Source organism: Streptomyces sp. A2-16 (assembly GCF_018128905.1).
GTDB lineage: Bacteria > Actinomycetota > Actinomycetes > Streptomycetales > Streptomycetaceae > Streptomyces.
The window spans coordinates 9,104,201-9,126,836 of the sequence record NZ_CP063808.1; the positions used below are offsets into that span (position 1 = coordinate 9,104,201).

18 protein-coding genes are annotated in these 22,636 nt (G+C 71.1%); 9 read left to right on the forward strand and 9 right to left on the reverse strand.

All coding sequences use genetic code 11. The annotated features are described in order from the left end of the window. Positions 1–90: 90 nt before the first annotated feature. Positions 91–867, reverse strand: a complete 777-nt coding sequence (locus tag IOD14_RS40790; protein WP_123989926.1) for an SAM-dependent methyltransferase — start codon at positions 865–867, stop codon at positions 91–93. Between the two features lie 208 nt (positions 868–1,075). Here IOD14_RS40790 and IOD14_RS40795 point away from each other — a divergent pair, with 208 nt between their 5' ends. Then, positions 1,076–1,993 carry an N-acetylmuramoyl-L-alanine amidase gene (locus IOD14_RS40795; protein ID WP_123989927.1) on the forward strand — a complete coding sequence of 306 codons (918 nt, stop codon included), beginning with the start codon at positions 1,076–1,078 and terminating at the stop codon, positions 1,991–1,993. A 122-nt stretch (positions 1,994–2,115) separates the two neighbouring features. Next, the gene (locus IOD14_RS40800) at positions 2,116–3,258 is read left to right on the forward strand and encodes a DUF2235 domain-containing protein (protein ID WP_212672898.1); all 1,143 of its coding nucleotides are present in this window, start codon (positions 2,116–2,118) and stop codon (positions 3,256–3,258) included. Here IOD14_RS40800 and IOD14_RS40805 read toward each other — a convergent pair. Further along, the gene (locus IOD14_RS40805; protein WP_212672899.1) at positions 3,230–4,447 is read right to left on the reverse strand and encodes an MFS transporter; all 1,218 of its coding nucleotides are present in this window, start codon (positions 4,445–4,447) and stop codon (positions 3,230–3,232) included. The genes IOD14_RS40800 and IOD14_RS40805 overlap by 29 nt on opposite strands. Before the next feature lie 73 nt (positions 4,448–4,520). Between IOD14_RS40805 and IOD14_RS40810 the strand changes: the two genes are divergently transcribed. Then, positions 4,521–5,525: a helix-turn-helix domain-containing protein gene (locus tag IOD14_RS40810; RefSeq protein WP_123989929.1), complete on the forward strand. Its 1,005-nt coding sequence runs from the start codon at positions 4,521–4,523 to the stop codon at positions 5,523–5,525. Continuing rightward, positions 5,522–6,025, forward strand: a complete 504-nt coding sequence (locus IOD14_RS40815; RefSeq protein ID WP_123989930.1) for a glutathione peroxidase — start codon at positions 5,522–5,524, stop codon at positions 6,023–6,025. The genes IOD14_RS40810 and IOD14_RS40815 overlap by 4 nt, the downstream gene beginning before the upstream one ends. Before the next feature lie 196 nt (positions 6,026–6,221). Here IOD14_RS40815 and IOD14_RS40820 read toward each other — a convergent pair whose 3' ends face one another. From IOD14_RS40820 to IOD14_RS40830, 3 genes are all read right to left on the reverse strand, one after another. After that, positions 6,222–6,413 (reverse strand): DUF397 domain-containing protein, encoded by a 192-nt coding sequence (locus tag IOD14_RS40820; RefSeq protein ID WP_123989931.1) that lies wholly within the window; start codon positions 6,411–6,413, stop codon positions 6,222–6,224. Between the two features lie 201 nt (positions 6,414–6,614). Further along, positions 6,615–7,484 (reverse strand): helix-turn-helix transcriptional regulator, encoded by an 870-nt coding sequence (locus tag IOD14_RS40825; RefSeq protein WP_123989932.1) that lies wholly within the window; start codon positions 7,482–7,484, stop codon positions 6,615–6,617. Positions 7,485–7,847: 363 nt separating this feature from the next. Beyond that, complete coding sequence (locus IOD14_RS40830; RefSeq protein WP_031039640.1) at positions 7,848–8,603, reverse strand: GPP34 family phosphoprotein; 756 nt, start codon at positions 8,601–8,603, stop codon at positions 7,848–7,850. A 236-nt stretch (positions 8,604–8,839) separates the two neighbouring features. Between IOD14_RS40830 and IOD14_RS40835 the strand changes: the two genes are divergently transcribed. Together IOD14_RS40835 and IOD14_RS40840 are read left to right on the forward strand one after the other, a co-directional pair. Next, on the forward strand, positions 8,840–11,371 hold the full coding sequence (locus IOD14_RS40835) for a D-alanyl-D-alanine carboxypeptidase (RefSeq protein WP_212672900.1): 2,532 nt from the start codon (positions 8,840–8,842) through the stop codon (positions 11,369–11,371). A 155-nt stretch (positions 11,372–11,526) separates the two neighbouring features. After that, positions 11,527–13,380, forward strand: a complete 1,854-nt coding sequence (locus IOD14_RS40840) for an MFS transporter (RefSeq protein ID WP_123989934.1) — start codon at positions 11,527–11,529, stop codon at positions 13,378–13,380. A gap of 17 nt (positions 13,381–13,397) precedes the next feature. Here IOD14_RS40840 and IOD14_RS40845 read toward each other — a convergent pair whose 3' ends face one another. Further along, positions 13,398–14,225: a hypothetical protein gene (locus tag IOD14_RS40845; protein ID WP_212672901.1), complete on the reverse strand. Its 828-nt coding sequence runs from the start codon at positions 14,223–14,225 to the stop codon at positions 13,398–13,400. A 97-nt stretch (positions 14,226–14,322) separates the two neighbouring features. Here IOD14_RS40845 and IOD14_RS40850 point away from each other — a divergent pair, with 97 nt between their 5' ends. Then, positions 14,323–15,111 carry an SDR family oxidoreductase gene (locus IOD14_RS40850; protein WP_212672902.1) on the forward strand — a complete coding sequence of 263 codons (789 nt, stop codon included), beginning with the start codon at positions 14,323–14,325 and terminating at the stop codon, positions 15,109–15,111. Between the two features lie 126 nt (positions 15,112–15,237). After that, positions 15,238–16,815, forward strand: coding sequence for a sodium:solute symporter family protein (locus tag IOD14_RS40855; RefSeq protein WP_123989937.1), 1,578 nt, complete (start codon positions 15,238–15,240; stop codon positions 16,813–16,815). Between the two features lie 38 nt (positions 16,816–16,853). On the opposite strand, the gene IOD14_RS40860 is transcribed toward IOD14_RS40855, so the two are convergent. Both IOD14_RS40860 and IOD14_RS40865 read right to left on the reverse strand, forming a co-directional pair. Beyond that, positions 16,854–17,972, reverse strand: coding sequence for an ADP-ribosylglycohydrolase family protein (locus tag IOD14_RS40860; protein WP_123989938.1), 1,119 nt, complete (start codon positions 17,970–17,972; stop codon positions 16,854–16,856). Between the two features lie 116 nt (positions 17,973–18,088). After that, on the reverse strand, positions 18,089–21,430 hold the full coding sequence (locus IOD14_RS40865; protein ID WP_212672903.1) for an ATP-binding protein: 3,342 nt from the start codon (positions 21,428–21,430) through the stop codon (positions 18,089–18,091). 89 nt (positions 21,431–21,519) lie between these two features. Between IOD14_RS40865 and IOD14_RS40870 the strand changes: the two genes are divergently transcribed. After that, positions 21,520–22,035: a DUF2165 domain-containing protein gene (locus tag IOD14_RS40870; RefSeq protein WP_123989940.1), complete on the forward strand. Its 516-nt coding sequence runs from the start codon at positions 21,520–21,522 to the stop codon at positions 22,033–22,035. Here IOD14_RS40870 and IOD14_RS40875 read toward each other — a convergent pair. Further along, complete coding sequence (locus IOD14_RS40875; protein ID WP_212672904.1) at positions 22,028–22,591, reverse strand: hypothetical protein; 564 nt, start codon at positions 22,589–22,591, stop codon at positions 22,028–22,030. The two genes, IOD14_RS40870 and IOD14_RS40875, sit on opposite strands and share 8 nt — an antisense overlap. Positions 22,592–22,636: the final 45 nt, after the last annotated feature.

Consider the following 22,636-nt stretch of genomic DNA (forward strand, 5'->3'; position numbering starts at 1 on the left):
GTGCCGGGCACCGGGAAGCGAGCGGTACCGACCCGTACGAGGCGTACTCGTCCGTACGAGGACCGCACACGCGGCGTCTCCCGGCGGCGATCAGAGTTTGCGGCCGACCCCGCAATACGCGTCCACCCCGGCCGGGCCGGCTTCCTCGGGGCGCCACTCCGTCACCCGCACCACGCCCGGCGCGACCGGTTCCAGGCCGTCGAAGAACGCGGCGATCTCCTCGACCGCCCGCACGTGGTACGGCACCGCCCCGCTGGAGTTGTACGCCTCCGACGCCGCGATCATCCCCTCGCTCGTGGCCGTGCTGTCGCTGATCACCAGGTAACTGCCGGGCGCCAGGCCCGACATGAGTCGCCGGACCAGGTCGAGGGCCCGGTCGTGGTCGGCGACGTGGCCGAGGGTGTTGAGGATCATCAGGGCGACCGGCCGGTCGAGGTCGAGGGTGTCGGCGGCGGCCCGGAGGATGGACTCGGGGTCGTACAGATCGGCCTGCAGGTAGGCCGTCCTGCCCTCGGGGGCGCTGGTGAGCAGGGCGTTGGCGTGGGCCAGCACGATGGGGTCGTTGTCGACGTAGACGATCCGGGCGTCCGGGGCGACCCGCTGGGCCACCTCGTGGGTGTTGTCGGCGGTGGGCAGGCCGGTCCCGATGTCCAGGAACTGCCGTACCCCCTGCTCGCCCGCGAGATGGCGGACCGCGCGGCCCAGGAAGCGCCGGCTGGTGACCGCCACGTCGACGAGCCCGGGGAAGATCTCCTTGATGTGGTCGCCGATCTCGCGGTCCACCTCGTAGTTGTCCTTGCCGCCGACGAAGTAGTTCCAGAAGCGGGCGGAGTGCGGCTTGCTGGTGTCGATCGGGGTGTGCGGCACGGCGAGAACTCCCGGGGCGTGGTGGGACGGGTGACTCCGTTCGGCTGTGAATGCCGCGATTCCCCGGCCGGGGGCGCGGCTTTGCCGCAATCATGAGCGGCAAGTGGGTCAGCCACGTCCCACTGAATGCCATTCGCACCACAACTCACAAGATCCACAGCCGACTTGACGCGTTTTCGACGTGTCGCTCCGGAGGGAAGACGCAGCCATGGCCACTCCTCTGTCCGCCGCGAAGATGCTCGCCGCACTGAAGGCCGAGGGCCTCACCGTGCACGAGCACGCCGGCTGGAAGACCCACAACCGCGACGCGGCGTCCGGCAAGTCCTTCGGTCCCGTCATCGGGGTGCTGATCCACCACACCGGCGGGCACGACGACAAGGAGCTCTGCTTCAAGGGCAGATCCGACCTTCCGGGACCGCTGTGCCACGCCTGGCTCGGCAAGACCGCGGGCCTGTGGATGATCGGCAACGGCCGTACCAACCACGCCGGTTACGCCGACATCGATGTCCTGAACGCGCTCCGTGAGGAGAAGCCGCTCCCGCACGACGACGCGGCCGGGGCCGACGGCAACGACTGCCTTTACGGCCTGGAGATCGAGAACCGCGGCAAGGGCGGGGACCCCTACCCGCAGGCGCAGTACCGGCAGGCCGTGCTGTGGGCGGCGGCGATCTGCCGGGCGCACGGGTGGAGCGAGAAGTCCGTCGCCGGGCACAAGGAGTGCCAGCCGGGGAAGATCGACCCGAGTTTCGACATGGACGACTTCCGGGCCGCCGTGAAGAAGCAACTGGCCGCGGGGCCCGGCAAGTCGGAGTCGACGAAGCCGGCGGGCAAGCCGCGCGTCGACCTGTCCCGGCTGGTGAAGGCCGCGAGGACCGACCCCGGGGCCAAGCAGGGCCACGTCAGCTACATGGCCGGAACCAATCTCACCGAGGCGGCCCTCGTCGAACTCGGCTATCTCTCCCGGTCCTACGCGGGCGACGGCTCGTTCGGCACCACGACGATCGCCGCCTACGCCAAGTGGCAACGCCACCTGGGCTACACGGGCGCCGACGCCAACGGCGTCCCGGGCAAGATCTCCCTGTCCCGGCTGGGCGAGAAGACGGGACTGTTCACGGTCGTGGCCTGACCGCCGGGCCCGCCGCCGACCCGCCACCGGGCGCCGAGTTGCGGGTCGGCGCGGTCCTTGAGGTACTGGCTGTATCTACCGAGCAGTCGCGGGGTCCTCTCTACAGGGAGAGGAGGCAGGAAATGGCCAAGCGTCTGGTGGTCTGCTGCGACGGGACGTGGAATCTCGCCGACCAGCCGAGCAAGACAAATGTCGCCAAGGTGGCCCTGGCCGTACGGCGACGCTCCGCTGCCGGAACGGAACAGCGGGTGTACTACCACAGCGGGGTCGGCACGAACCGGCGGGAACGGCTGCGGGGCGGGGCGTTCGGAGTGGGGCTCTCGCGCAATGTGCTCGACGCCTACCGCTTCCTGGTCCACACCTTCGAGCCCGGGGACAGCCTGTACCTGTTCGGCTTCAGCCGGGGCGCGTTCACCGCGCGCAGCCTGGCGGGGCTGGTGCGCAACTGCGGCATCCTGCGCCCGGAGCAGGTCGATCGGATCGGTGAGGCGTGGGCGCTGTACCGCAGTCGCGCCGACAAGCCGACCAGCGTGGCCGCGACCCTGTTCCGCAGGGCGTACTCGTACGAGACGGAGATCCGTTTCGTGGGCGTGTGGGACACGGTCGGTTCCCTGGGCATCCCGGTTCCGGCGCCCTGGTTCCTCCAGCCGCTGGTCGACCGCTTCAACCACCGCTGGGCCTTCCACGACACCACCCTCAGCAAGTCGGTGAACGGCGCCTTCCAGGCCCTGGCCGTCGACGAGGAGCGCTCGGCGTTCCCGCCGACGCTGTGGCAGCAGGAGGAAGGCGCCGACCGGGACCAGGAGCTGCTGCAGGTGTGGTTCTCCGGGGTGCATCTCTCCGTCGGGGGCGGCGAGAAGGACTCGGGTCTGTCCGACATCACCCTGCTGTGGATGGTCAGGCAGGCCATCCGGTACGGCCTGGAGTTCGATCCCAAGGTCCTCAGCGCTCAGGGACCGGACGTCATGGACCCCGACAAGTGCGTCGACTTCGCCGTCCAGCCGAACCCGCTGGGCCCGTGGGTCCCCTCCCGCAAGGGCTTCTACCGGGTCTTCAAGCCCCTGCACCGCCCCATCGGGCAGGAGAGGGACAAGGAGGGCCGTCTCGTCGGGCACGAGTACCTGGCCGACACGGTCCTGCGCCGCCGCGCGGGCGACCCCCGCTACCGCCCGCCGGCCCTCGAGACGTACCTGGAGGACGTCGGGGAACGGTTCGTCAGGACGGTCCCCCTCGCCTTCACCGAGGAGCCGGTCGGTACTCCGTAGGGTCCGCGGAGCTCACCCCGCCGGGCCGACGGGCCGCACGCCTCTCCAGCACGTGGAGCGTCAGGGTCACCGCGAGCGACGCGATCGCCATCAGGGTCATCGCGGTGGCCGGGGAGGTGAGTTGGGCCAGGGAGCCGGCGAGGAGCGCGCCGATGCCCTGGAGGGCCACCATGCCGGTGGTGTGGAGACCCAGCGCCTGGCCCGCGAGTTCGTCGGGGGTCAGGGCCATCAGGCGTTCCTGGAGGACCAGCGAGGCGGCGAAGCCCACCGAGGCCACCGTGGCGGCCAGGACCGACAGGGGCACCGACGGCCGTAGGAAGAAGAACAGGTACGGCACCGCCAGCAGCAGGCGCAGCGGGGTCGCGAGACGGGGGCGCAGGGCGGGCGGCACCAGGCGGCCGACCGCCAGGTCGCCCAGGAACATGCCCAGCGCCCCGCAGGCGTACATCGTGCCGGCGGCCGCGGGGGCGTAGGAGACATAGAGCGAATCGCCGCCCACCACCAGGCCGTTGGGGACCCACAGGCCGAGGAACACCAGACGGCGGGGGCGGGAGGACCACAGGAGGGCGTTGGTGGCCCAGGTCGCGGAGAAGGAGGGGCGGCCTGCGGAGCGCGGCGGGCGGGCTGTGAGGCCGAGGCGGGTGACGAGGGCCGACAGCACGTACATCGCCGTCGCGAGGAGCAGACACGTCCGTGGGGACAGGAGCGCCAGCAGAGCGCCGCCGGCCGCGAACCCGGTGATCTGGACCAGGCCCCAGAGCATGTTGAAGACCGAACGGCCCAGGACGTAGCCGTCCTTGGGCAGGATCTCGTTCATCAGGCCGCCGCGCACTCCCCCGCCCAGCGACGCGACCAGGCCCTGCAGGAGCAGGACGACGAAGACCGCCCCGACCGGCAGACCGGGCAGCGCCAGCACCGCCGTACCCGCCGCGAAGGCGAGGGAGATGACGGTCAGGAGGGCACGCGGGGGCAGCCGGTCGGCACCCGAGAGCAGGAACGCGGCCCCCAGCAGCTGCGCTAGCTGCGGTCCGAACATGCTCACCGCCGACAGGAGCGGGGAGCCGGTGGCCCGGTAGACCAGCGTGGCCAGGGCCAGGCCGCCGATCGTCTGGGCCGCCGCGTGGGCGGCGAAGGAGAGCAGGAACGGGGTGAACTCCGGGATGCGGAACAGGGTTCGATAGCTGCGCATGCGCAGGAGTCTGAGAGCGCTCCGCACGTGACGGTTATTGTTTCGCGCGTCCGCGAAAGCTCCGGGGGTGCGCATGGGTTGGTGGCAGCTGAGCGCCGACACCCTCGTCCGCAGCCGGTTCGTGGTCTGCCCGTTCACCGAGACCTTCGCGACCCTGCGACTGCTGCACACCGGCACCGCCGCGCATCCCGGCGAGGAGGCCTGGCTGCGCGCCCACCTGCCCGGCTACCGCGCGCTCCTCGCGGCCGACCCGGTGACCGCGCTGCTCGTGCGCTCCGGGATGGGCACGTCCTGGATCGCCGACTTCCTCGCGCCCCTGCCGCGTGACGGCACACCCCTGGAGGAGACGCTCGCGCGGATCCGGGCGACCGACCCCGCCGAGGCCCGCGCCGACGTCCGGGTCTCCCTGCGCGGCCCGCTCCCGGCCGCCCTGGAGCGGGACGACCTCCCGGAGCGCGCCGCCGCGCTCCTCGCCCACGTCTGGACGCGGACCGTGGAGCCGTACTGGGACCGCCGGCGGCGCATCCTGGAGGCGGACGTGGTGGCCCGGACCGCGCAGGTGAGCCGGGGCGGCTGGGCGGCCGTCATCGACTCCCTGCTGCCGGGCCAGACGCGCTGGCTCGGCGACAACCGGCTCCAGGTGAACCGGCACGAGCGCCCGCCCCGCGACATCCGCGGCGCCGAACTCGTCTTCCTGCCGGTCACGCCGGGGCGCGGCTGGGCGACGTGGGAGGAGCCGGGCCGGTACGCCATCGTCTACGGCTGTGCGGGCGCCCTCGCCGACCCGGGTGCCCGGAGCGTGCCCGCGAGCCTCGGCACGCTGCTCGGCACCGGGCGGGCCAAGGTGTTCGTCCTGCTGGACTCCCCGCTGAGCACCAGCCAGCTGGTCGCCGTGACCGGGCAGGGCCTGGGGTCGGTGGGGCGGCATCTGCGGGTGCTGCTGGACGCGGGGCTGGTGGAGCGGCGGCGGGCGGGGCGGTCGGTGCTGTATGTGCGGACGGCGGCCGGCCAGGTGCTCATGGAGGCATCGGGGGCCGGGGCCGGGGATTCACCGAGCGGAGTTAGCATCCGCTCATGACGACTACAGATGCTTCCTCTCCCCTGGCCGTCGAGATCGGGGCCCTCACGGGCGGTTCCGCCGAGCTCGCCCAGTACGCCGGCAAGGCGGTCCTGATCGTGAACGTGGCTTCCAAGTGCGGGCTGACCCCGCAGTACAACGGGCTGGAGAAGCTCCAGGAGCGGTACGCGGAGCGGGGCTTCACGGTGCTCGGCGTGCCCTGCAACCAGTTCCTCGGGCAGGAGCCCGGCAGCGCCGAGGAGATCGCGGAGTTCTGCTCGGCGACGTACGGCGTGACCTTCCCGCTGACCGAGAAGGTCGAGGTGAACGGGGAGGGCCGGCACGCGCTGTACGAGCGGTTGGTGGACTTCGCCGACGCGGAGGGGCACGCCGGGGACATCCGCTGGAATTTCGAGAAGTTCCTGATCGGCCGGGACGGGAAGATCGTCGCCCGCTTCTCGCCGCAGACCGAGCCGGAGTCCGACGAGGTCGTGACGGCCGTGGAGAGCGCCCTGGGCTAGGCCGTCGGTCGAGTGCGGGCCGGTGGGGGCTGGTCGCGCAGTTCCCCGCGCCGCTGAGTGGGTGCGGTGGAAACGCGCCTGGCCATACCCGCCTTCCCACGCCCAAAAGCGCCGCAGGCCCCCTCGGCAAGGACGGCGATCTGGTCGAGAGGGCTCTGTGGTGGTGCTTGTGCAGTTGTAGTGGTGTGGCGTGGTCTCACACCTTGACCGAGGTCACGAAGGCGCTCCACGCCTCGGCGGGGAAGGCCAGCTTGGGACCGTCGGGAATCTTGGTGTCGCCGAGTTCGAGTGCCTCCTCTTCGGTCGACCTCACCATCAGGCACGCCCCGTTGGCGTTGGTGTAGGTGGAGGTCGTCCATGTGTCGAGGTTGCCCAGACGAATTGCCATATTCGCTCCGTAGCCAGATGCGCAGTGTTCGGATTACGCCAACCTTTACTGATCGTTGGCGTGATCGACGCTACTCGCCGACTTCCTCTTTCGGAGCAGTCATTCACTCTTATGGCGGCATATTCCAAGGGACTCTTCCAGACGGACGTGTCCGGGGTGTACTATCCGGCCCGCCCTGTCGGGAAGAGGCTCAGAAGCGGTTCAACGGGCGTACTCCCGGGCGTACTCCTTGGCGATGTCCTCGATCAGCTGACGCGACTGGTCGACGTTGAGCGCCTGCGCCCTCAAGTGCTCGTACATCACGGTGTACTTCTGCACGTCGTGCGCCTTCTCCAGGTACAGGTCGCTGGTGACGCCCTCGATGTAGACGACGCTGGAGTCGGCCGCGTCCGAGAACTCCAGGATGGAGTACTGCCCGCTGAGCCCGGGGTGGGCGCCGACGTCGAACGGCAGTACCTGCACGGTGATATGGGGCTGCTGGGACATCTCCACGAGGTACTCCAGCTGCTCGCGCATCACCTGCCGGTTGCCCACGACGCGGCGCAGGGCCGCCTCGTCCAGAACCACCCACAGGCGCAGCGGCTCCCGTTCGGCCGCGACCCGGCTCTGCCGGCGCAGCCGCACCTCCACACGCTTGTCGTTCTCCGTCTCCGTCGCCTCCGGCGCGCCGCCGCGCACGATGGCCTCGGCGTACGGCCGGGTCTGCAACAGGCCGGTGATGATCTGGGGTTCGTACACCCGCAGCGACTCGGCGTCGGTCTCCAGACCGATGTAGACGCTGTACGGGATGTCCCCGAAGGCATGCCACCAGCCTTGCTGGCGCGAGTCCTTGGCCATCTGCATCAGGGAGTCGACGATGCGCTGGTCCTCGACCTCGTACACGCCGCACAGGTCGCGGACGTCGCGCTGGCTGATGCTGCGCCGGCCGTTCTCCAGCCGGCTGATCTTCGACTGCGACACGAGCAGCCGCTCCGCCACCTCTTCGGCCGTCATGCCCTTGAGCTCGCGGAGCCTGCGCAGCTCCTGGCCCAGCCGGCGTCGCCTGACGGTGGGATTGACATTGGACGCCACGGGACGTGCACCTCCGGCTGCGTGCCTCGTTCTTGACTTTGCGTATCTGCTGTTGAGCAGACTGCCACCAAGGTGCTTATTACCGCTGGGAAACGGTGTATATGCGCCGCGTGCACATCGGTCGGGCCGGCAACTCGGCCTCCCGGGCCCGGACATGCGGCCGCGCGGGGCGCCGGAACCATGCGACGCCCGATGTACGGACGTCGCGGTTCCGTCACCCCGCGCGGCCAGCGGCTCCCGAACCGGTCTCTGGGGACTGACGGTGCGGCGGCTCAGTGGTGCGGGTGGTGCGGTCGTGCGGGTGGTGCGGTCGTGCGGGTGGTGCGGTCGTGCTGTCGGCGGTGCGTGCCGTGGGACTGCGGCTCAGTGAGCCACGGCGCGCGCCATCGGTCCTCGGCGCGGTTGCATCGGAACGCCGCGGGCGGGTTCCGGCGCGGGCCTGGCTCCGGGGGCGGCCTGACGGCCGGCCGGTGCCGGGCTACGACGTGGCTGTGCTGCCACACCGTTCTGGACGTCCATCACGGCGTGCGCCACGAGTCCGCCCATCGGGTCGTGCCTGATGAGGTCCCGCAGCCGGGAGCGCGAGGAACGGCCCTCGTTGCCCGGATACAGGTGCTTGCCGAGGCCGACCGCGTGTGCCAGGGCGGCGAGCGCCGCGGTCCGCGGGTCCGGCGGTACGCCGGTGCGGATCGCCGAGTCCAGTCGGGACCTGATCTCCCGGCTGATCTCGTTGTCGGTCGCCTGGTAACGGGTCGTCGGCAGCACTCCGCACATCTGACCCGCCACGGCATGCACCATGCCGCACCGCTCCAGATGCGAGAGGTAGGTCTGGCGGAGCCCAAGGCGCGGCCCGCCGATCCAGTTCACTGCCCGCACGGGAGCGCCACGCCTTCGCAGCAACTCCAACGCGCAGTCCAAAGTCGGATCTCCAGTCGGCCGTGGGGCTACCACGGCGATACGATCCCCGTCTGGGGCTATCCGTCCGGCCAGCGCCAGCTCCACTAGCTGTGCTCCGGCCAGACCGAGGTCGAGCGACTGCGGCTGTGCGGTGGTACCCGTGGCCGGGTCCAACGCCAGCAGCAGAAGCTCCTCCGGAAGTGTTCTGCGGCTCCTGCCCATCCATGCCTCCCCGCGTGGATGAAAGACAGGGTGACCCCTCTCACATTGGTCTGTCGAGGGTGCGTGACCTGTTTGTAGTGGAACCGGTAGGTATGTCGTTCTCGTCTACCGCTTGGGGCAAGGCCGCACACAGGACACTGGTACATGGTTCGGACAGCGGGGTGCGGCGGCTGCCCGGGCGGCGGTTCAACGGTTCGGCAGACGCAGGGTGACGGAATCCCGATCACCCGCGACACATGGAGGAGGCATCGGTGGCGGGCGAGTCCCCCGACAGGTCGAAGCAGCGCGAGTCGTCGGCAGAACCGACGTCGGGGAGCGGGAGTCCGGTTCCCGAGGCGAGGAGTTCCGCCCGCGATCCCCGGCTCGCGGTGGCACGGGAGTCGATCTCCCTCGGAGGCCTCGACACGGCCACGAGGGTCTTCTCGGTGCGCGACCTCCCGAAGACCCCCGAGACCCCCGAGAACGCCGACGAGAGCCCCGCAGAGGCAGGAGCGGCCGGTTCCGGGACATCGGACCCCGAGGACGCACCCGCGGCCACGGAGAAGCGCCCTGAGGACGCCGCCGGCCCGGAGCCCGCGGACGAGCCCGGCACGGCCGAGGTCTCGGACGACGCCGAGGGCGACTCCGGCGACGCCTGCACGGTCGAGGGCTCCGGTGAGGCCGACAGCGGCTCCGAGGACACCGGCACGGCCGAGGGTTCGGACGACTCCGAGGGCGACTCCGCTGACGCCGACGGCTCCGGCGAGCGGGACGAGTCGGCCGCGGAGCGTGACGCGCGGCTGCGGGACGTGGTGGCGGCCTGGGTGTCCAAGGGGGACGCGAGCCGGGCCGATTCCGAGGACGGTCCCGGCAAGGCGGAGCCCGCGGAGCAGCCCGAGGACAAGGGCACCGAGCCCGCCGACGAGACCCCCGAGGACGAGCCCGTCCGGGACACCGAGGCGAAGACCGACCCGGAGACCGACCCGGAGCCCGACAGCGAACCGGCACCGGCCACCGACGCCGCCGAGACGGCCGTAGCCGAAGAGGCCCCCCGTCCCGACACCACCGACCCCGACACCCCAGGGGCGCGGGGAACTGCGCGACCCGCCCCCACCGACCCGCGGACGGACGACGAGCCCGACGAGGCTCCCGAGGACGCCGTGCCCGGGAAGGCTCCCGAAGACGCCGTGCCCGAGGACGCGGACGTCGATGACGCGCCCCCCGTCGACCAGCCCACCGCCGTCTTCAAGGCCCCCCGGCCCCCCGTGGACCAGCCCACCACCATGCTGAAGCTCGGCAAGGCCGCGGAGTCGAAGCCGGCGGAACCCGCGGAAGCGAAGCCCGCGGAAGCGAAGCCCGCGACGCGCAAGCCGGAGGCCGAGGCCGAGCGGACGAGCAGGTTCGTCGCGCTGAAGGCCCTCGACGAGCCCCGCGAGTCGCGGCCGAAGGCCGACGTGACCGCCGCCGTCCCCCAGGTCGGCCCGGAGCGCACCACGCAGCAGCCCCTGCCGCCGAAGCCGCCCCTGGACCTGCTCGCGGAGCTCACCAACACTCCGCCGCCCCCGCCCAGCCCGCTGCGCACCTTCGGCCGCCGGGTCAAGATCTGGACCCCGCTCCTCATCCTGCTGGTCGTCGTGTTTGCGATCGTGCAGGCCCTGCGCCCGCTGCCGGAGCCCACCCTCAGCCTGACCGCCAAGGACTCCTACACCTTCGACGGCAGCAAGGCGGCCCTCCCGTGGCCCGAGCAGGGCCAGGGCTGGATGGACGTCGAAGGCGTCGGCACCATGGGCGACTTCGGCAAGCAGACCCCCGTCGCGATCGGCTCCGTGGCCAAGGCCATGACCGCCTACATCGTCCTGAAGGACCACCCCCTCAAGTCCGGCGAGGAGGGCGCGAAGATCACCGTCGACGCGCTCGCCGAGAAGGAGGCCGGCTACAACAAGCAGGGCGAGTCCACCCTCACCACCGTCAAGCAGGGCGACGTCCTCACCCAGAGGCAGGCGATCGCGGCGATCATGATCCCGTCCGCCAACAACATCGCCCGGCTGCTCGCCCGCTGGGACGCCGGTTCCGAGGCGGCGTTCATCAAGAAGATGAACGACACCGCCAAGGAACTCGGCATGAAGAACACGAAGTACACCGACGCCTCGGGCCTGAAGGAGAGCACCGTCTCCACCGCCGAGGACCAGGTGAAACTGGGCAACGAGCTCGTCAAGATCCCGGCGCTGATGGAGATCACGTCCATGGGCCAGTGGATCGATCCGTCCGGACAGAAGTGGTACAACTACAACTATCTGGTCCCCTACAACGGTGCCATCGGCATCAAGACCGGCACCACCACCGCGGCCGGCGGCAATCTCCTCTTCGCCGCCCGCAAGGAGGTGGGCGGCGAGACCGTCACCCTGGTCGGCGCGATCCTCGGCCAGCACAAGTCGCCGATCATCAAGACCGTCAATGACGTCAGCCGGGTCGCCATGCTCGCGGCCCAGGACGAGCTGACCTCGGCGAAGATCCTGAAGAAGGGCGATGTCGTCGGATACGTGGACGACGGCCTCGGCGGCCACACCCCCGTCGTGCTGACCAAGGACGTCACCGCCGTCGGCTGGGCCGGCTTCGAGGTGAAGCTGTCCTTCGCCGCCGACGACGTACCGCACACCGCGAAGGCCGGCACCAAGGTCGGCACCCTCACCGTCGGAGACGGCGAGGGCGGCGCGGTCAAGGTCCCGGTAACCCTCCAGAAGGATCTGGCCGAACCGGGTCTGACCGACAAGCTGACCCGCCTCGGCTGATCCGGAAACGGCACGGACGCCTCACGCGGCCCGCCGCCCGGACCCCGCCCGGGGTTCCGGACGGCGGGCCGCGTGCTAGCGTCACGAACCGGGGCAGGTCGACGCTGGGGCGCGGCCGAGAAAAGAAGACGGGACACCACGGGGAGTGCCTTCAGGTGGCCACTGCGGAGCCGACACGCGCCGACGAGACCGACCCGGGCCCGGGTACCGGCCCGCGAATACGCGTGCCCGCGGAACCCGGGAGCGAGAACGGCGGTCCCCCGAGCGGCCTCAGGGCCAGGACCTGGGCCGCCCTCCTCGCGCTGCGTGAGCGGCTGCTGCGCCACCCCGTCCTCTCCATGACCGCGCTCTCCGGCGCCCTGCACATCGTCTGGTTCTTCACGTTCGCGAACAGTGGCGGGGACCTCGCGGCGCAGGACGCGTGGGCCGAGTTCGTCGGCCGGCACCCGGACTCCGCGTACAACCTGGCGTGGTACGGCGGCATGCATCCGGTGTCGTACAGCATCGTCTCGCCGTATCTGATGTCGGTCCTCGGCGTCCGTACGACGATGATGCTGGCCGGCACCGTCTCGGCCGGGCTGCTGACGCTGATCCTCATCCGCAGCCGGTCGGTGAAGAACCCGCTGTGGGCCTCGCTGGCGGGCGTGTACGCCTTTCTGTGCAACGCGGCCTCGGGCCGGGTGACCTTCGGCCTCGGCACGGTCTTCGCGCTCGGCGCGGTCGCCGTCGTCTTCTGCTGGCCGCACCGCTGGCGCTACAAACGCTGGGCGAAGGCCCTGTGCGCGGCCCCGCTCGCCGCGCTCGCGACCATGGCCTCACCGGTCGCCGGCCTGTTCGTGGGCCTGGTGGCGGTCGCCCTCTTCCTGCAGAAACGGCGTCCGGGCGCCTGGGCGCTGGGTCTCGCGCCCACGGCCGTGGTCGCCCTGTCCGCCTGGCTCTTCCCGTTCGCCGGCACCCAGCCGATGAAGATCGCCTCGGTGCTCCTGCCGCTGGCGTACGGCGTCCTCGTCTTCCTGCTCGTCCCGCGCGAGTGGTCGACGGTCCGGATCACCGCCGGGGTGTACAGCCTGTCGGTCGTCCTGGTCTGGCTGGTGAGCTCCCAGATCGGCTCCAACATCTCGCGGCTGTCGATGCTGTTCGCGGGGGTGGCCCTGGCGGCGGCGCTGCCGTTCACGGTGCCGCGCACCCGCAAGTGGTACGCCGTCGTCATCACCTTTGTCGGCTTCACCGTGTGGATCGGCTTCAAGTCCGTCGACGACGTCGTCCACACGACCCCCACGGCGTCCTGGGCCCGCGAGCTGGCCCCCCTCGTCAACGAGCTCCAGGAGGTCGGCGCCGAGAAGGGCCGCGTCGAGGTCGTGCCGGCCGCCTCCCACCGTGAGGCGTCCGCGCTCGCGCCGTACGTCAACCTCGCCCGGGGCTGGAACCGGCAGGCCGACATGGAGCGCAACCCGCTCTTCTACGACGACACCCTGAACTCCGCGAACTACCACGAGTGGCTCCAGCGCTGGGCCGTGCACTTCGTGGTGGTGCCGAAGGACGAGCCGGACGGGGACGGGGGCGAGCGGGAGCGGGAGCTGGTCCAGCGCGGGATGCCGTATCTGAAGCAGATCTGGGGCGACGCGAACTGGCAGCTGTTCCAGGTGACCGACCCGGCGCCGCTGGCCTCCCCCGACACGGTGGTCGACCGGGCGGCGCAGGGTGAGATGACCATGCGGGTGAAGAAGGCCGGTCGGATCCTGATCCGGATCCCGTACTCGCCCTGGCTGTCGATCGTCGACGCGGAGGGCAAGAAGCTGAAGCCGCCGCAGGAGACGGACGAGTCGAAGGAGCGGGGGGACGGGGAGCCGAAGGTCTTCGACAACGTCAACGGGTGTCTGATGGAGACGCCCGAGGACGCGGACGGGGACAAATGGACGATGCTGCTGGCGCCGCATGCGGGGACGTACCGGTTGGCGGCGCCTTACACGGTGCCTCGGGGAACGCCCTGTCCTGACGAGCTGAAGTAGCCGGCCGGCTGCCCGGGTCAGCGCAGCCGGTCCACGTACTTGTCCGTGCCCGGGACCGTCGGGATGAAGGGCGCCAGTAGTTCTCGGCGGCCCATGGGCGGGTCCTCCGAAGTCGTGAAGTACGGGTCCCAGCACTCCCTCGGGTCCGTTTCCAGGAACCACAGCAGGGTGAGCCGGGTGTCGACGCCCTCGACCTGCTTCACGTAGGTCATGCGGTCGCCGGGCAGGGGGGTCGGGCGGAAGACCGTCACCATGGCCGCCGGGGAGCCCGCCACGCGCTTCGGCAGGTGGCGGGAGACCAGCCACTCCAGCAACTCCCCCCGCTGCTCGGGTGATTCGGCGTCGACGACCTCCAGCACCAGCCCGGCGTAAGGGTGGTCCAGGGCGTGGAAGTCCCTCGGGCCGGCGGCTCCGTCCCGGTACACCGTCGCCTCGTGGTCCTGGAACGCCGTGAAGACATGGGTGCGGTCGCGGTAGACGCGAGCGTCGCGGTTGAGACGCTTGTTGATGGCCACCGTCCACCTCATGTGGTCGTCGTAGCGGCCGTCGGTGACCCAGTAGGTGGAGAGGTAGCAGCCCGCGGTCACCGGCTGGGCCACCGCCGACTTCTCCGGCACGCGCAGGAGTTGGAGGTCCCGGGTGGCCACCCAGCGGCGGCCGGCGAACATCCACGGCATGGCCATCGCGCCCGCGTAGTAGTGGTCGTCCTCGTACCAGCGGTTGTAGGCGTACTCGTGGCCGGGATGCGGTTCGACCATGGTGATCAGCGCGTGACCGGGGCGGACTCCGTAGGGTCCGGTGGCGGCCAGCTCGGCGTACGTCTCGCTGCGGGTCTCTTCTGACATGGGACCTTCCCTCCTCCAGCACTCGCCCATACTCTGACGCCCCGTCAGATAATGCGCCAGAGCCAGGAACCAGGCAGGAATCAGGGAGGCCGCCGGTATGTCACTTCTCTCCGGGAAGACCGTCGTGGTGTCGGGAGTCGGGGCCGGGCTCGGTCACCAGGTCGCGGCCGCCGTCGTGCGGGACGGCGGGAACGCCGTGCTGGGGGCGCGGACCGAGGCGAACCTCGCGAAGAGCGCCGCCGAGATCGATCCGGACGGGGCGCACACGGCGTACCGCTCGGCGGACATCACCGACGAGCGGCAGTGCGCGGCGCTCGCGGAGCTGGCCGTGGAGCGGTTCGGACGGCTGGACGCGGTGGTGCAGGTGGCCGCGTGGGACAGCTACTTCGGCGGCCTCGAGGACGCGGACTTCGCGACCTGGCAGTCGGTCATCGACGTGAACCTGCTCGGGTCGCTGCGGATGACTCGGGCCTGTCTGCCGGGACTGCGGGCGGCCGGCGGCGGTTCGGTGGTGTTCGTCGGGACGCAGTCGGCGGTGGCCGCCCCCTCGCAGGTGCGGCAGGCCGCGTACGCCGCCTCGAAGGGGGCGCTGACCAGCGCGATGTACTCGATGGCGCGGGAGCTCGGCCCGGACCGGATCCGCGTCAACACCGTGCTGCCGGGCTGGATGTGGGGGCCGCCGGTGCAGGCGTACGTGCAGTTCACGGCGCACACGGAGAAGGTGACGGAGGGCGAGGTCCTGAAGCGGCTCACCGATCGGATGGCGCTGCCCGATCTCGCGACCGACGGGGACGTGGCGGACGCGACCGTGTTCCTGGCCTCGGATCGGGCCCGGGCGATCACCGGACAGTCGTTGCTGGTCAACGCCGGGGAGCTGATGCGATGAGTTCATGTAGGTGAACGCAGGCCATCATCTCGAATATCTTTACCTCCCCTTGACCCGACACCAGCTTGTCGTGTCCACGCGGTGGCGCCCACGATGAGCGCCGGGCTGATCCCTGGGAGGGCGCATATGAACGGTCTCGACTGGGCCGTGCTCATCGGCTATTTCGGTGTGATGGTCGCGATCGGCATCTGGTCGCACAAGCGCGTGGACGACGTCAGCGACTTCTTCACCGCGGGCGGCAAGATGCCCTGGTGGCTGTCCGGCATCTCGCACCACATGTCGGGCTACAGCGCGGTGATGTTCACCGGGTACGCGGGCATCGCCTACACCTACGGCGTCACCTCTTTCATCACCTGGTCCTTCCCCATCGCCCTCGGCATCGCGATCGGCTCGAAGCTGTTCGCGCCGCGCATCAACCGGCTGCGCTCACGGCTCCATGTGGCGTCCCCGCTGGAGTATCTGAAGAACCGTTACGACCTCAAGACCCAGCAGGCGCTGGCCTGGTCGGGCATGCTGCTGAAGATCGTGGACGTGGGCGCCAAGTGGGCCGCGATCGCGACCCTGTTGTCGGTGTTCACGGGCATCTCGCTCAACCAGGGCATCCTGATCACCGGCGCCATCACGGCCGTCTACTGCACGATCGGCGGCCTGTGGGCCGACGCCCTCACGGAGTTGGGACAGTTCGTCATCCAACTCCTCGCGGGCATCGCGATGTTCATCGCGGTGGTCCTCAAGCTCAACGACAAGGGCATCGGCTTCTTCGGCGCCTGGGACGAGCCGGAGCTGCAGGGCCACGGAGAGCCGCTGGTGGGGCCGTACGGAACGGTCTTCCTGCTCGCCTTCCTCTTCATCAAGCTCTTCGAGTACAACGGCGGCATGCTCAACCAGGCCCAGCGCTACATGGCCACGGCGAACGCGTACGAGGCCGAGCGCTCGGCGCGGCTGTCGGCGATCCTGTGGCTGGTGTGGCCGGTCGTGCTGTTCTTCCCGATGTGGATGTCACCGCTGCTGGTCGACGCGCAGAAGCCGGACGGGTCCGACTCCTACGGTCTGATGACCGAACAGCTGCTCCCGCACGGCCTGTTGGGTCTGGTCATCGTCGGCTTCTTCTCGCACACCATGGCCATGTGCTCCTCCGACGCCAATGCGATCGCGGCGGTCTTCACCCGTGACTGCGCACCGGTGGTGTGGCGCAGGGCGCGCAGTTGGAGCCAGGGGCAGGGCCTGCGGGTGGCCCGCATCACCACCGTGGTCTTCCTCGGTCTGTCCATGGCGGCGGCGACCCAGGTCAACTCGCCCACCTTCAAGGACATCATCACGGTGGTCATCCGGTGGGTCGCCGGCCTCATGGGACCGATGGCGATCCCGATGATGCTCGGCCTGCTCCGCCCCTTCCGCCGCTCCGGCCCCACGGCTGCGCTCACCAGCTGGTCGATGGGTCTGCTGGCCTTCTGGCTGGTCAACTACCCGATCAGCTGGAACGTCGAGGGCGGGGTCCCGCTCCAGTACCAGGTCTCCATCCCGCTGGCCGTCTCCCTGGTCCTCTACATCCTGGTCGGCTTCATCAAGCCCGAGGACACCCCGGAGCGCCTGGCGATCATCGAGAAGATCAACACGGACGGCGACGACGACTCGGCGGCCGCGGCGATCCCGGTTCCGGCGGGCGGGGTGGACGACGTGATCGGTACGAGGGCGAAGGACTAGCGGGCGAAGGACCGGCGGCGGAAGGACCTGCCTGCGCCTCAGCCCCTCGGGTAGCGGGCGAGCCACCCCGGGGAGGCCCCGGCCGGCCCGTGCAGGGCCGGGCCCTGGGTCATCTCCATCGCGAAGTCGTCGGCGAGTTCGAGCAACGTGGGACGGCCCTCCAGTTCGGCCAGCCAGGCCGGCGGGAGGGCCGTCTCGCCGTGCAGGGCGCCCAGCAGGCCGCCGGTGAGGGCGCCGGCCGCGGCGGAGGGGCCGTCGTGGTTCACGGCCAGGCACAGACCGTGCCGTACGTCCTCCCCGACCAGCGCGCAGTACACGGCGGCGGACAGCAGCCCGTCCGCCGAACCGTCGGCCGCGAGTTCCTCCACCCGCGCCGGGGTCGGCATCCCCTGCCGTACCGCGCCCAGCGCGTGCTGGAGCGCGTCCGACACGGGCTCGTGCCCGGGCCGCGCGGCCAGCAGCGCGAGCGCCCGCTGCACCGCCCCGTCCAGGCTTTCGCCCAGGGCCAGCGCATGCACGATCACGGCGTACGCGCCCGCCGACAGATAGGCGACGGGGTGCCCGTGGGTCTGCGCGGCGCACTCCACGGCCAGCTGTACGACGAGCTGCGGCTCCCACCCGACGAGCAGCCCGAAGGGCGCGGAGCGGGCCGTGGCCTCGGGCCCGAGTTCGTTCGGGTTCTTGGGCGACTCCAGCGTCCCCATGGTGTCGTCGCCGAACCCGATGAGCAGGGACCGGGTCGGGTCGCGGCGGGCGTACAGCCACTCCTCCCGGGCCAGCCAGCCGTCGTCCTTGCGCCGCTCGTCGGGCCCCCAGTCGCGCTGGGTGGCGGCCCACCGCAGATACGCCCGGTGCAGATCCGTCGGCGGATGCCAGGCCCCGGTGTCCCGCCGCACCTGGGCCCGTATGAGCCCGTCCACGGTGAAGAGGCTGAGCTGGGTGAGATGGGTGACGGCGCCGCGCCGGCCGTACCCGAATCCGAGGTCCACGAGCCCTTCGGCGCCGTACGCCTCGCGGATCTCGTCCAGTCCGAGCCCGTCCACGGGCGCGCCCAGTGCGTCGCCCACGGCCACCCCGAGAAGCGTCCCGCGCACCCGGCTACGAAAGTCCTGCTGCTCGGCACGCCCCCAGACGACGGCCCCGGCTGTCGCACCCACCAAGACCTCCCCGTGGCGACCGTCCGTATGTACGACGCTCAGCACTGTAATCGACGGGGGGTGCGGGGTTCAGGGGGCGAGTGGGTATGCGCCCCTTTCTCCGGTCCTGGGGGGCCCTACGCGTGCCGGGAGCTGATCGCGTCCCGGGCGGCGACCACCGCCGTCAGGCGGGCGTCGAGGCGGGGGCGGTCCGCGTCGGGGCCCGCCCGGAGCTCGGTGAGGATCTCCGCCAGGACGGCGAGGTCGTCCCATTCCGGGTCCAGGGCGAGGAGCTCGGACAGCCCCCGGTCCGCCCCGGCCCAGTCGGTCAGCGCGCAGCCCAGGAAGCAGTGGGCCTGGGCGCGCGTCAGGGGAGTCATGTCGGGGTCCCGCTCGGCCAGGAGGGACAGGTCGTGCCAGAGGGGTTCGGCGGCGGCCGGTCCCTCGGAGCGGTGCACCGTCATGGCCAGCTGGAAGGTGCCGACGACGGGATCCGTGGTGCGCAGCTGCTCGGCGAGAGCGCGGGCCTGCGCCCACCGGCCGAGGTGGCGGTGGAGTTCGGCGCGCAGGTCGTCGAGGTCCGGGTCGGGGTTCGCCGCCAACCGCTCCCCCGCCTCCTCCCACCGCTCGTGGAACAGCAGCAGTTCGATCGCCGTCCGTCGCTCCCACGGCATCTCGGGATCCAGCGCCGCACAGCGGTCCAGGTCGGCAAGGGCCTGCTCGGTGCGGCCGATCGCCAGGTTCACCCGGCCCCGCCGGCCGTGGGCCCAGGCGTACTCCGGGTCGGACGTCAGGGCGCGGTCCAGGTGGTCCAGGGCCTCCTCGTAGGACCTGCGGGCGTGGTGGATCGCGCCCAGGCCCGCCAGACAGGTCGCGTCGGCCGGGTCCTGTGCCAGGACGGCGTGGAAGAGGGGCAGCGCCTCCTCGTGGCGGCCCTCGAACCGGTACGCCGAAGCCAGCTCGGCCTGGATCCAGTAGGTCTCCGGTTCCGCCGCGACCGCCCGCCGCAGGTCCTCGAGCACGCCGTCCCGGTCGCCCAGTCCGCGCTTCACCCGGGATCTCATCACCAGCGCCCAGGCGTAGTCGGGGATCAGCTCCATGGCCCGGTCGAGGTCGGCCAACGCCTCCTCGTTGCGGCCGAGTTCACTCAGCGCCTGCCCGCGGCTCGCCAGCGCCGACACGTAGCCCGGCTCCAGCTCGACGGCGCGCGCCAACTCCGCCACGGCCTCCTCGTACCGCCCCTCGATCCGGTACGTGTCACCGCGTTCCGACGCGATCCAGGCCCGGTCGGGCGCGAGCGCGGCGGCCCGGTCGAGGTCGGCGAACGCCTTGTCCAGGTCGCCGCGCGTACGGTGCAACCGGGCCCTGCGCACCAGCGCCCAGAGGTACTCCGGATCGATGGCGAGCGCGCGGTCGAAGTCGGCGAGGGACTCGTCGAGCCTGACCAGGCCGTGCCGGCATGCCGCCCGCCCGGCCAGGGCGATGTCGTCGGTGGGGTCGAGGGCGAGGGCACGGGTGTAGTCGGCGTCCGCTTCCTCGAAGCGGGACGCCAGGCGGTAGGTCTCGGCCCGCTCGGAGAGGATCCACGCCGCGTCGGGGGCGAGTTCGACGGCGCGGTCGAGGGCGGTCAGGGCCGCCGGGTAGTCCTCCAGCAACTGGTGGGTGAGACCCCGGCCGTAGTGGGCCAGGGGCTGGAGCGGATCCAGCTCGATCGCGCGGTCGTACTCCTGGAGGGCCCGCCCGTACTCCTGGTGCCTGCGCAGTTCCCTGCCGCGCAGCGCGTGCGCCTCCGCCCGGCCGGCCGGGTCGAGGCCGGGGCGGGTCAGCAGCAGGTCGAGGGCCGCGCTCACCCCGGTCTCCTCGTCGGCAAGTGCCGCGCCCGAGGAGCGTCCCCACTCGCGCAGTACGTCGTGGTCCGCCGCTTCCCCCGCCTCCTCCAGCATGCGTGCCCAGCGGCGGGCGACGACCTCGTCCTCGCGGCAGGCCACGACGAAGCCGCGCAGCGCCTCGGCGAGCGCCGCGGGCGGGCGGGCGCACAGCAGGTGGTACACCTCCTCGAGGCGCAGGTCCCACCACTCCTCGTCCGTCCACAACTCCTCGGCGCGGCGCCCGAATTCGACGTCCTCGCGCCACTCGGCGTACGCCTGCGCCAGCCTTCGGTGCCGGGTCGTCCAGTCGGTGCGCGACCGGCGCCGCTCCAGCCGCAGCATCTGCGCGCGTACGACGTCGTGGTACTGGAGCCGCTCGCCGCGCTGTCCGACGAACGGCAGCCCCGTCAACCACGCGTACAGCGCGTCCAGTTCATCTGGAGAAACCGGGGATTCCAAGGCCTCCGGGGAATCCGGGGCGGGGACGAGCAGCCTGAAGACGTCCGCGTCCAGCCGCCTCGGCAGCGCGCAGGCCCTGGCGACCTTGCGGCGGGCCTCCGGTTCCGGCTTCAGGAACCGTTCCACCGCCGTCGCGCTCGGGTCGATCACGTTGTCGGGGCCGTCGGGCCGCTTGGCCGCGAGGGTCGACACGAGGACCGGGAGGCCGCCCGTCAGGCGCAGCACCTCCTCGACGACCGGCTCCGCCACGATGCCCCGCGCCGCGAGCAGTCGGCGCGCCTCCACCTCGGTGAACGGGACGAGCGGCAGCTCCGCCACCGCGTCCAGGCCACCCCAGCGGGAGCCGTCCAGGGGGCGCTGACCTGCGGTGACCACGACGAGTCCGGCAGGCAGCCGGCCCTGCTCCCGGGGCCTGGTGAGGACGTCGTGGAGCCACGGGTCGAGGAAGGGGCCGGTCCGCTCGTACGTGTCGAAGAACAGGACGATCCACGGTACGGCGGTCGCGGCGGCTCGCAGTTCGTCGAGCAGCACCGGGGTGAGGACCCGTTCCGGGGCGAGGACCAGGTCGACGTCGTCGGGGTTGCGGAAGCGGGCGCCGAGGCCGGCCCGCAGCCGGTCGGCCGCCTGGGCGAGCCGGTCGGCGGGCAGGGCGCGGGTGACGAGACCGGCTCCGGGAAGCGCGGTCTCCAGGGCGCCGAGGCCGAGGTCCACCGCCATCCTGCTTCCGGCCGAGGCCGCTGCCGGGGCCGTCTCCGTCGAGGACTCCGGCGCGAGCGCGGCGAGGGCGGCCTCCGCCTCGCGCCGCCGGTCCCGCCAGGTCGCCAGGCGCCGCTCCAGATCCTTGAACCGCCTTCGCCGGTCGGCGAATTCACGGCACAGGGCCTCCATGGCCTCCGGCACGCTGCCCACTCCGTCGTCGACGTAGGCCGTCAAGGCACCGCGTTCGCGGGCGAGATGGGCCAACTCCTCGACGAGGGAGGTCTTTCCGACGCCCGCACTGCCGTGCACATGGAAGCGGAAGCGGTGCCGTGCGTCGCCGGGCGGGATGTCGAAGTTGCGCAGGAACGCGACCCGTTCGGCCTCGCGGCCCACGAAACCCGCCCGTGTGCGCTGCAGGATCAACTCCTGCAGCGACGGCTCCGCCTGCGCCATGCGTCCGTCCCCTCGTCGCGGTCCGTCGGCCTCTCATTCTGGCGCAGTCGATCTGGAACACACCGCCCCGCCCGGGGAAGATGGCCTCCATGGCATCGACACCCCCACGCACCACTCGAAGCGCACTTCACCTCTCCGCCACCCTGCTCACCGCGAGTGTCGCGCTGTACATCGCGCTCGTCGCGTTCGGGAACATCACGGATTTCGGGACGAACCAGGCGTTCGTGCAGCACGTGCTCGCGATGGACACGACGTTCAAGGACGACGATCTGATGTGGAGAGCCATCACCAGCAAGGGACTTCAGAACACGGCGTACGTCGCGATCATCGTCTGGGAGACGCTCGCGGCGCTCGTGCTGATCTACGGCACGTATCTGTGGGTGCGCCGGGACGACCGGGCCGCCCGGCGGTTCTCCACCTACGGTCTGCTCATGCTGATGCTGCTGTTCGGCGCCGGGTTCATCGCGATCGGCGGGGAGTGGTTCTCCATGTGGCAGTCGGACACCTGGAACGGGCTGGACGCGGCGCTGCGGGTGTTCGTGCTGAGCGGGATCGTCCTGCTGGTGGTCAACCTGCCCGGCACCACGGAGAAGCCGGCTAGTTGACGACGACGACCTTCGTCCCCGTCTCGCCGAACGTCCACAGTGCCGACCCGTCCGCCGTCCTCATGCGGATGCCGCCGGTCCGGGCGCCTGCGGCGGGCGGGGGCGAGGAGCCGTCCACCGCGTTGGAGAAGGCGACGTTCACCCCGTCCACGGCGGTGAAGTACACGATGTGCTCGATCCGCACCCCGTCGGATCCGGTCGTCGGATCGCCCCGGCGCAGCGAGACCGAGTAGGTGCCGGGGGCGGGATCGACCGTCCCCGGCCAGACGGCGAAGGTGCGCCGGGCCGCCTCGCTCGCGTCGACCAGCCACACCCTCTTGTCGCCGAGCGAGTAGACGATCCGGCGGCCGGTGCCGGAGCTGTCGGGGACGGCGGTCGCGGACGGTTCGGGCTGCGCGGACGCCCTCGGGGACGCCGACACGCTGGGCCGGTCGCTGACGTGGGCCGCGGTCGGCTTCTTTCCGTTGTCGGCCTGTACGGCCAGGACGACGACAGCGGCGACCGCCCCCACGGTCAGACCCGTCACCCAGACCTTCGGGGCTGGCACGACACGCATCTCCTCGGCTAAGGATCCCCGTCGAACGGGGGTCGGATCATCGTA

Excerpts from the sequence above, each read along its gene's own strand:
- IOD14_RS40870 (WP_123989940.1), top strand. The coding sequence starts at position 21,520 with ATGGCATCGACACCCCCACGCACCACTCGAAGCGCACTTCACCTCTCC.
- IOD14_RS40845 (WP_212672901.1), bottom strand. The coding sequence starts at position 14,225 with ATGTCAGAAGAGACCCGCAGCGAGACGTACGCCGAGCTGGCCGCCACC.
- IOD14_RS40875 (WP_212672904.1), bottom strand. The coding sequence starts at position 22,591 with ATGCGTGTCGTGCCAGCCCCGAAGGTCTGGGTGACGGGTCTGACCGTG.
- IOD14_RS40835 (WP_212672900.1), top strand. The coding sequence starts at position 8,840 with ATGGAGGAGGCATCGGTGGCGGGCGAGTCCCCCGACAGGTCGAAGCAG.
- IOD14_RS40815 (WP_123989930.1), top strand. The coding sequence starts at position 5,522 with ATGACGACTACAGATGCTTCCTCTCCCCTGGCCGTCGAGATCGGGGCC.
- IOD14_RS40865 (WP_212672903.1), bottom strand. The coding sequence starts at position 21,430 with ATGGCGCAGGCGGAGCCGTCGCTGCAGGAGTTGATCCTGCAGCGCACA.
- IOD14_RS40795 (WP_123989927.1), top strand. The coding sequence starts at position 1,076 with ATGGCCACTCCTCTGTCCGCCGCGAAGATGCTCGCCGCACTGAAGGCC.
- IOD14_RS40800 (WP_212672898.1), top strand. The coding sequence starts at position 2,116 with ATGGCCAAGCGTCTGGTGGTCTGCTGCGACGGGACGTGGAATCTCGCC.
- IOD14_RS40805 (WP_212672899.1), bottom strand. The coding sequence starts at position 4,447 with ATGCGCAGCTATCGAACCCTGTTCCGCATCCCGGAGTTCACCCCGTTC.
- IOD14_RS40850 (WP_212672902.1), top strand. The coding sequence starts at position 14,323 with ATGTCACTTCTCTCCGGGAAGACCGTCGTGGTGTCGGGAGTCGGGGCC.
- IOD14_RS40820 (WP_123989931.1), bottom strand. The coding sequence starts at position 6,413 with ATGGCAATTCGTCTGGGCAACCTCGACACATGGACGACCTCCACCTAC.
- IOD14_RS40855 (WP_123989937.1), top strand. The coding sequence starts at position 15,238 with ATGAACGGTCTCGACTGGGCCGTGCTCATCGGCTATTTCGGTGTGATG.
- IOD14_RS40830 (WP_031039640.1), bottom strand. The coding sequence starts at position 8,603 with ATGGGCAGGAGCCGCAGAACACTTCCGGAGGAGCTTCTGCTGCTGGCG.
- IOD14_RS40810 (WP_123989929.1), top strand. The coding sequence starts at position 4,521 with ATGGGTTGGTGGCAGCTGAGCGCCGACACCCTCGTCCGCAGCCGGTTC.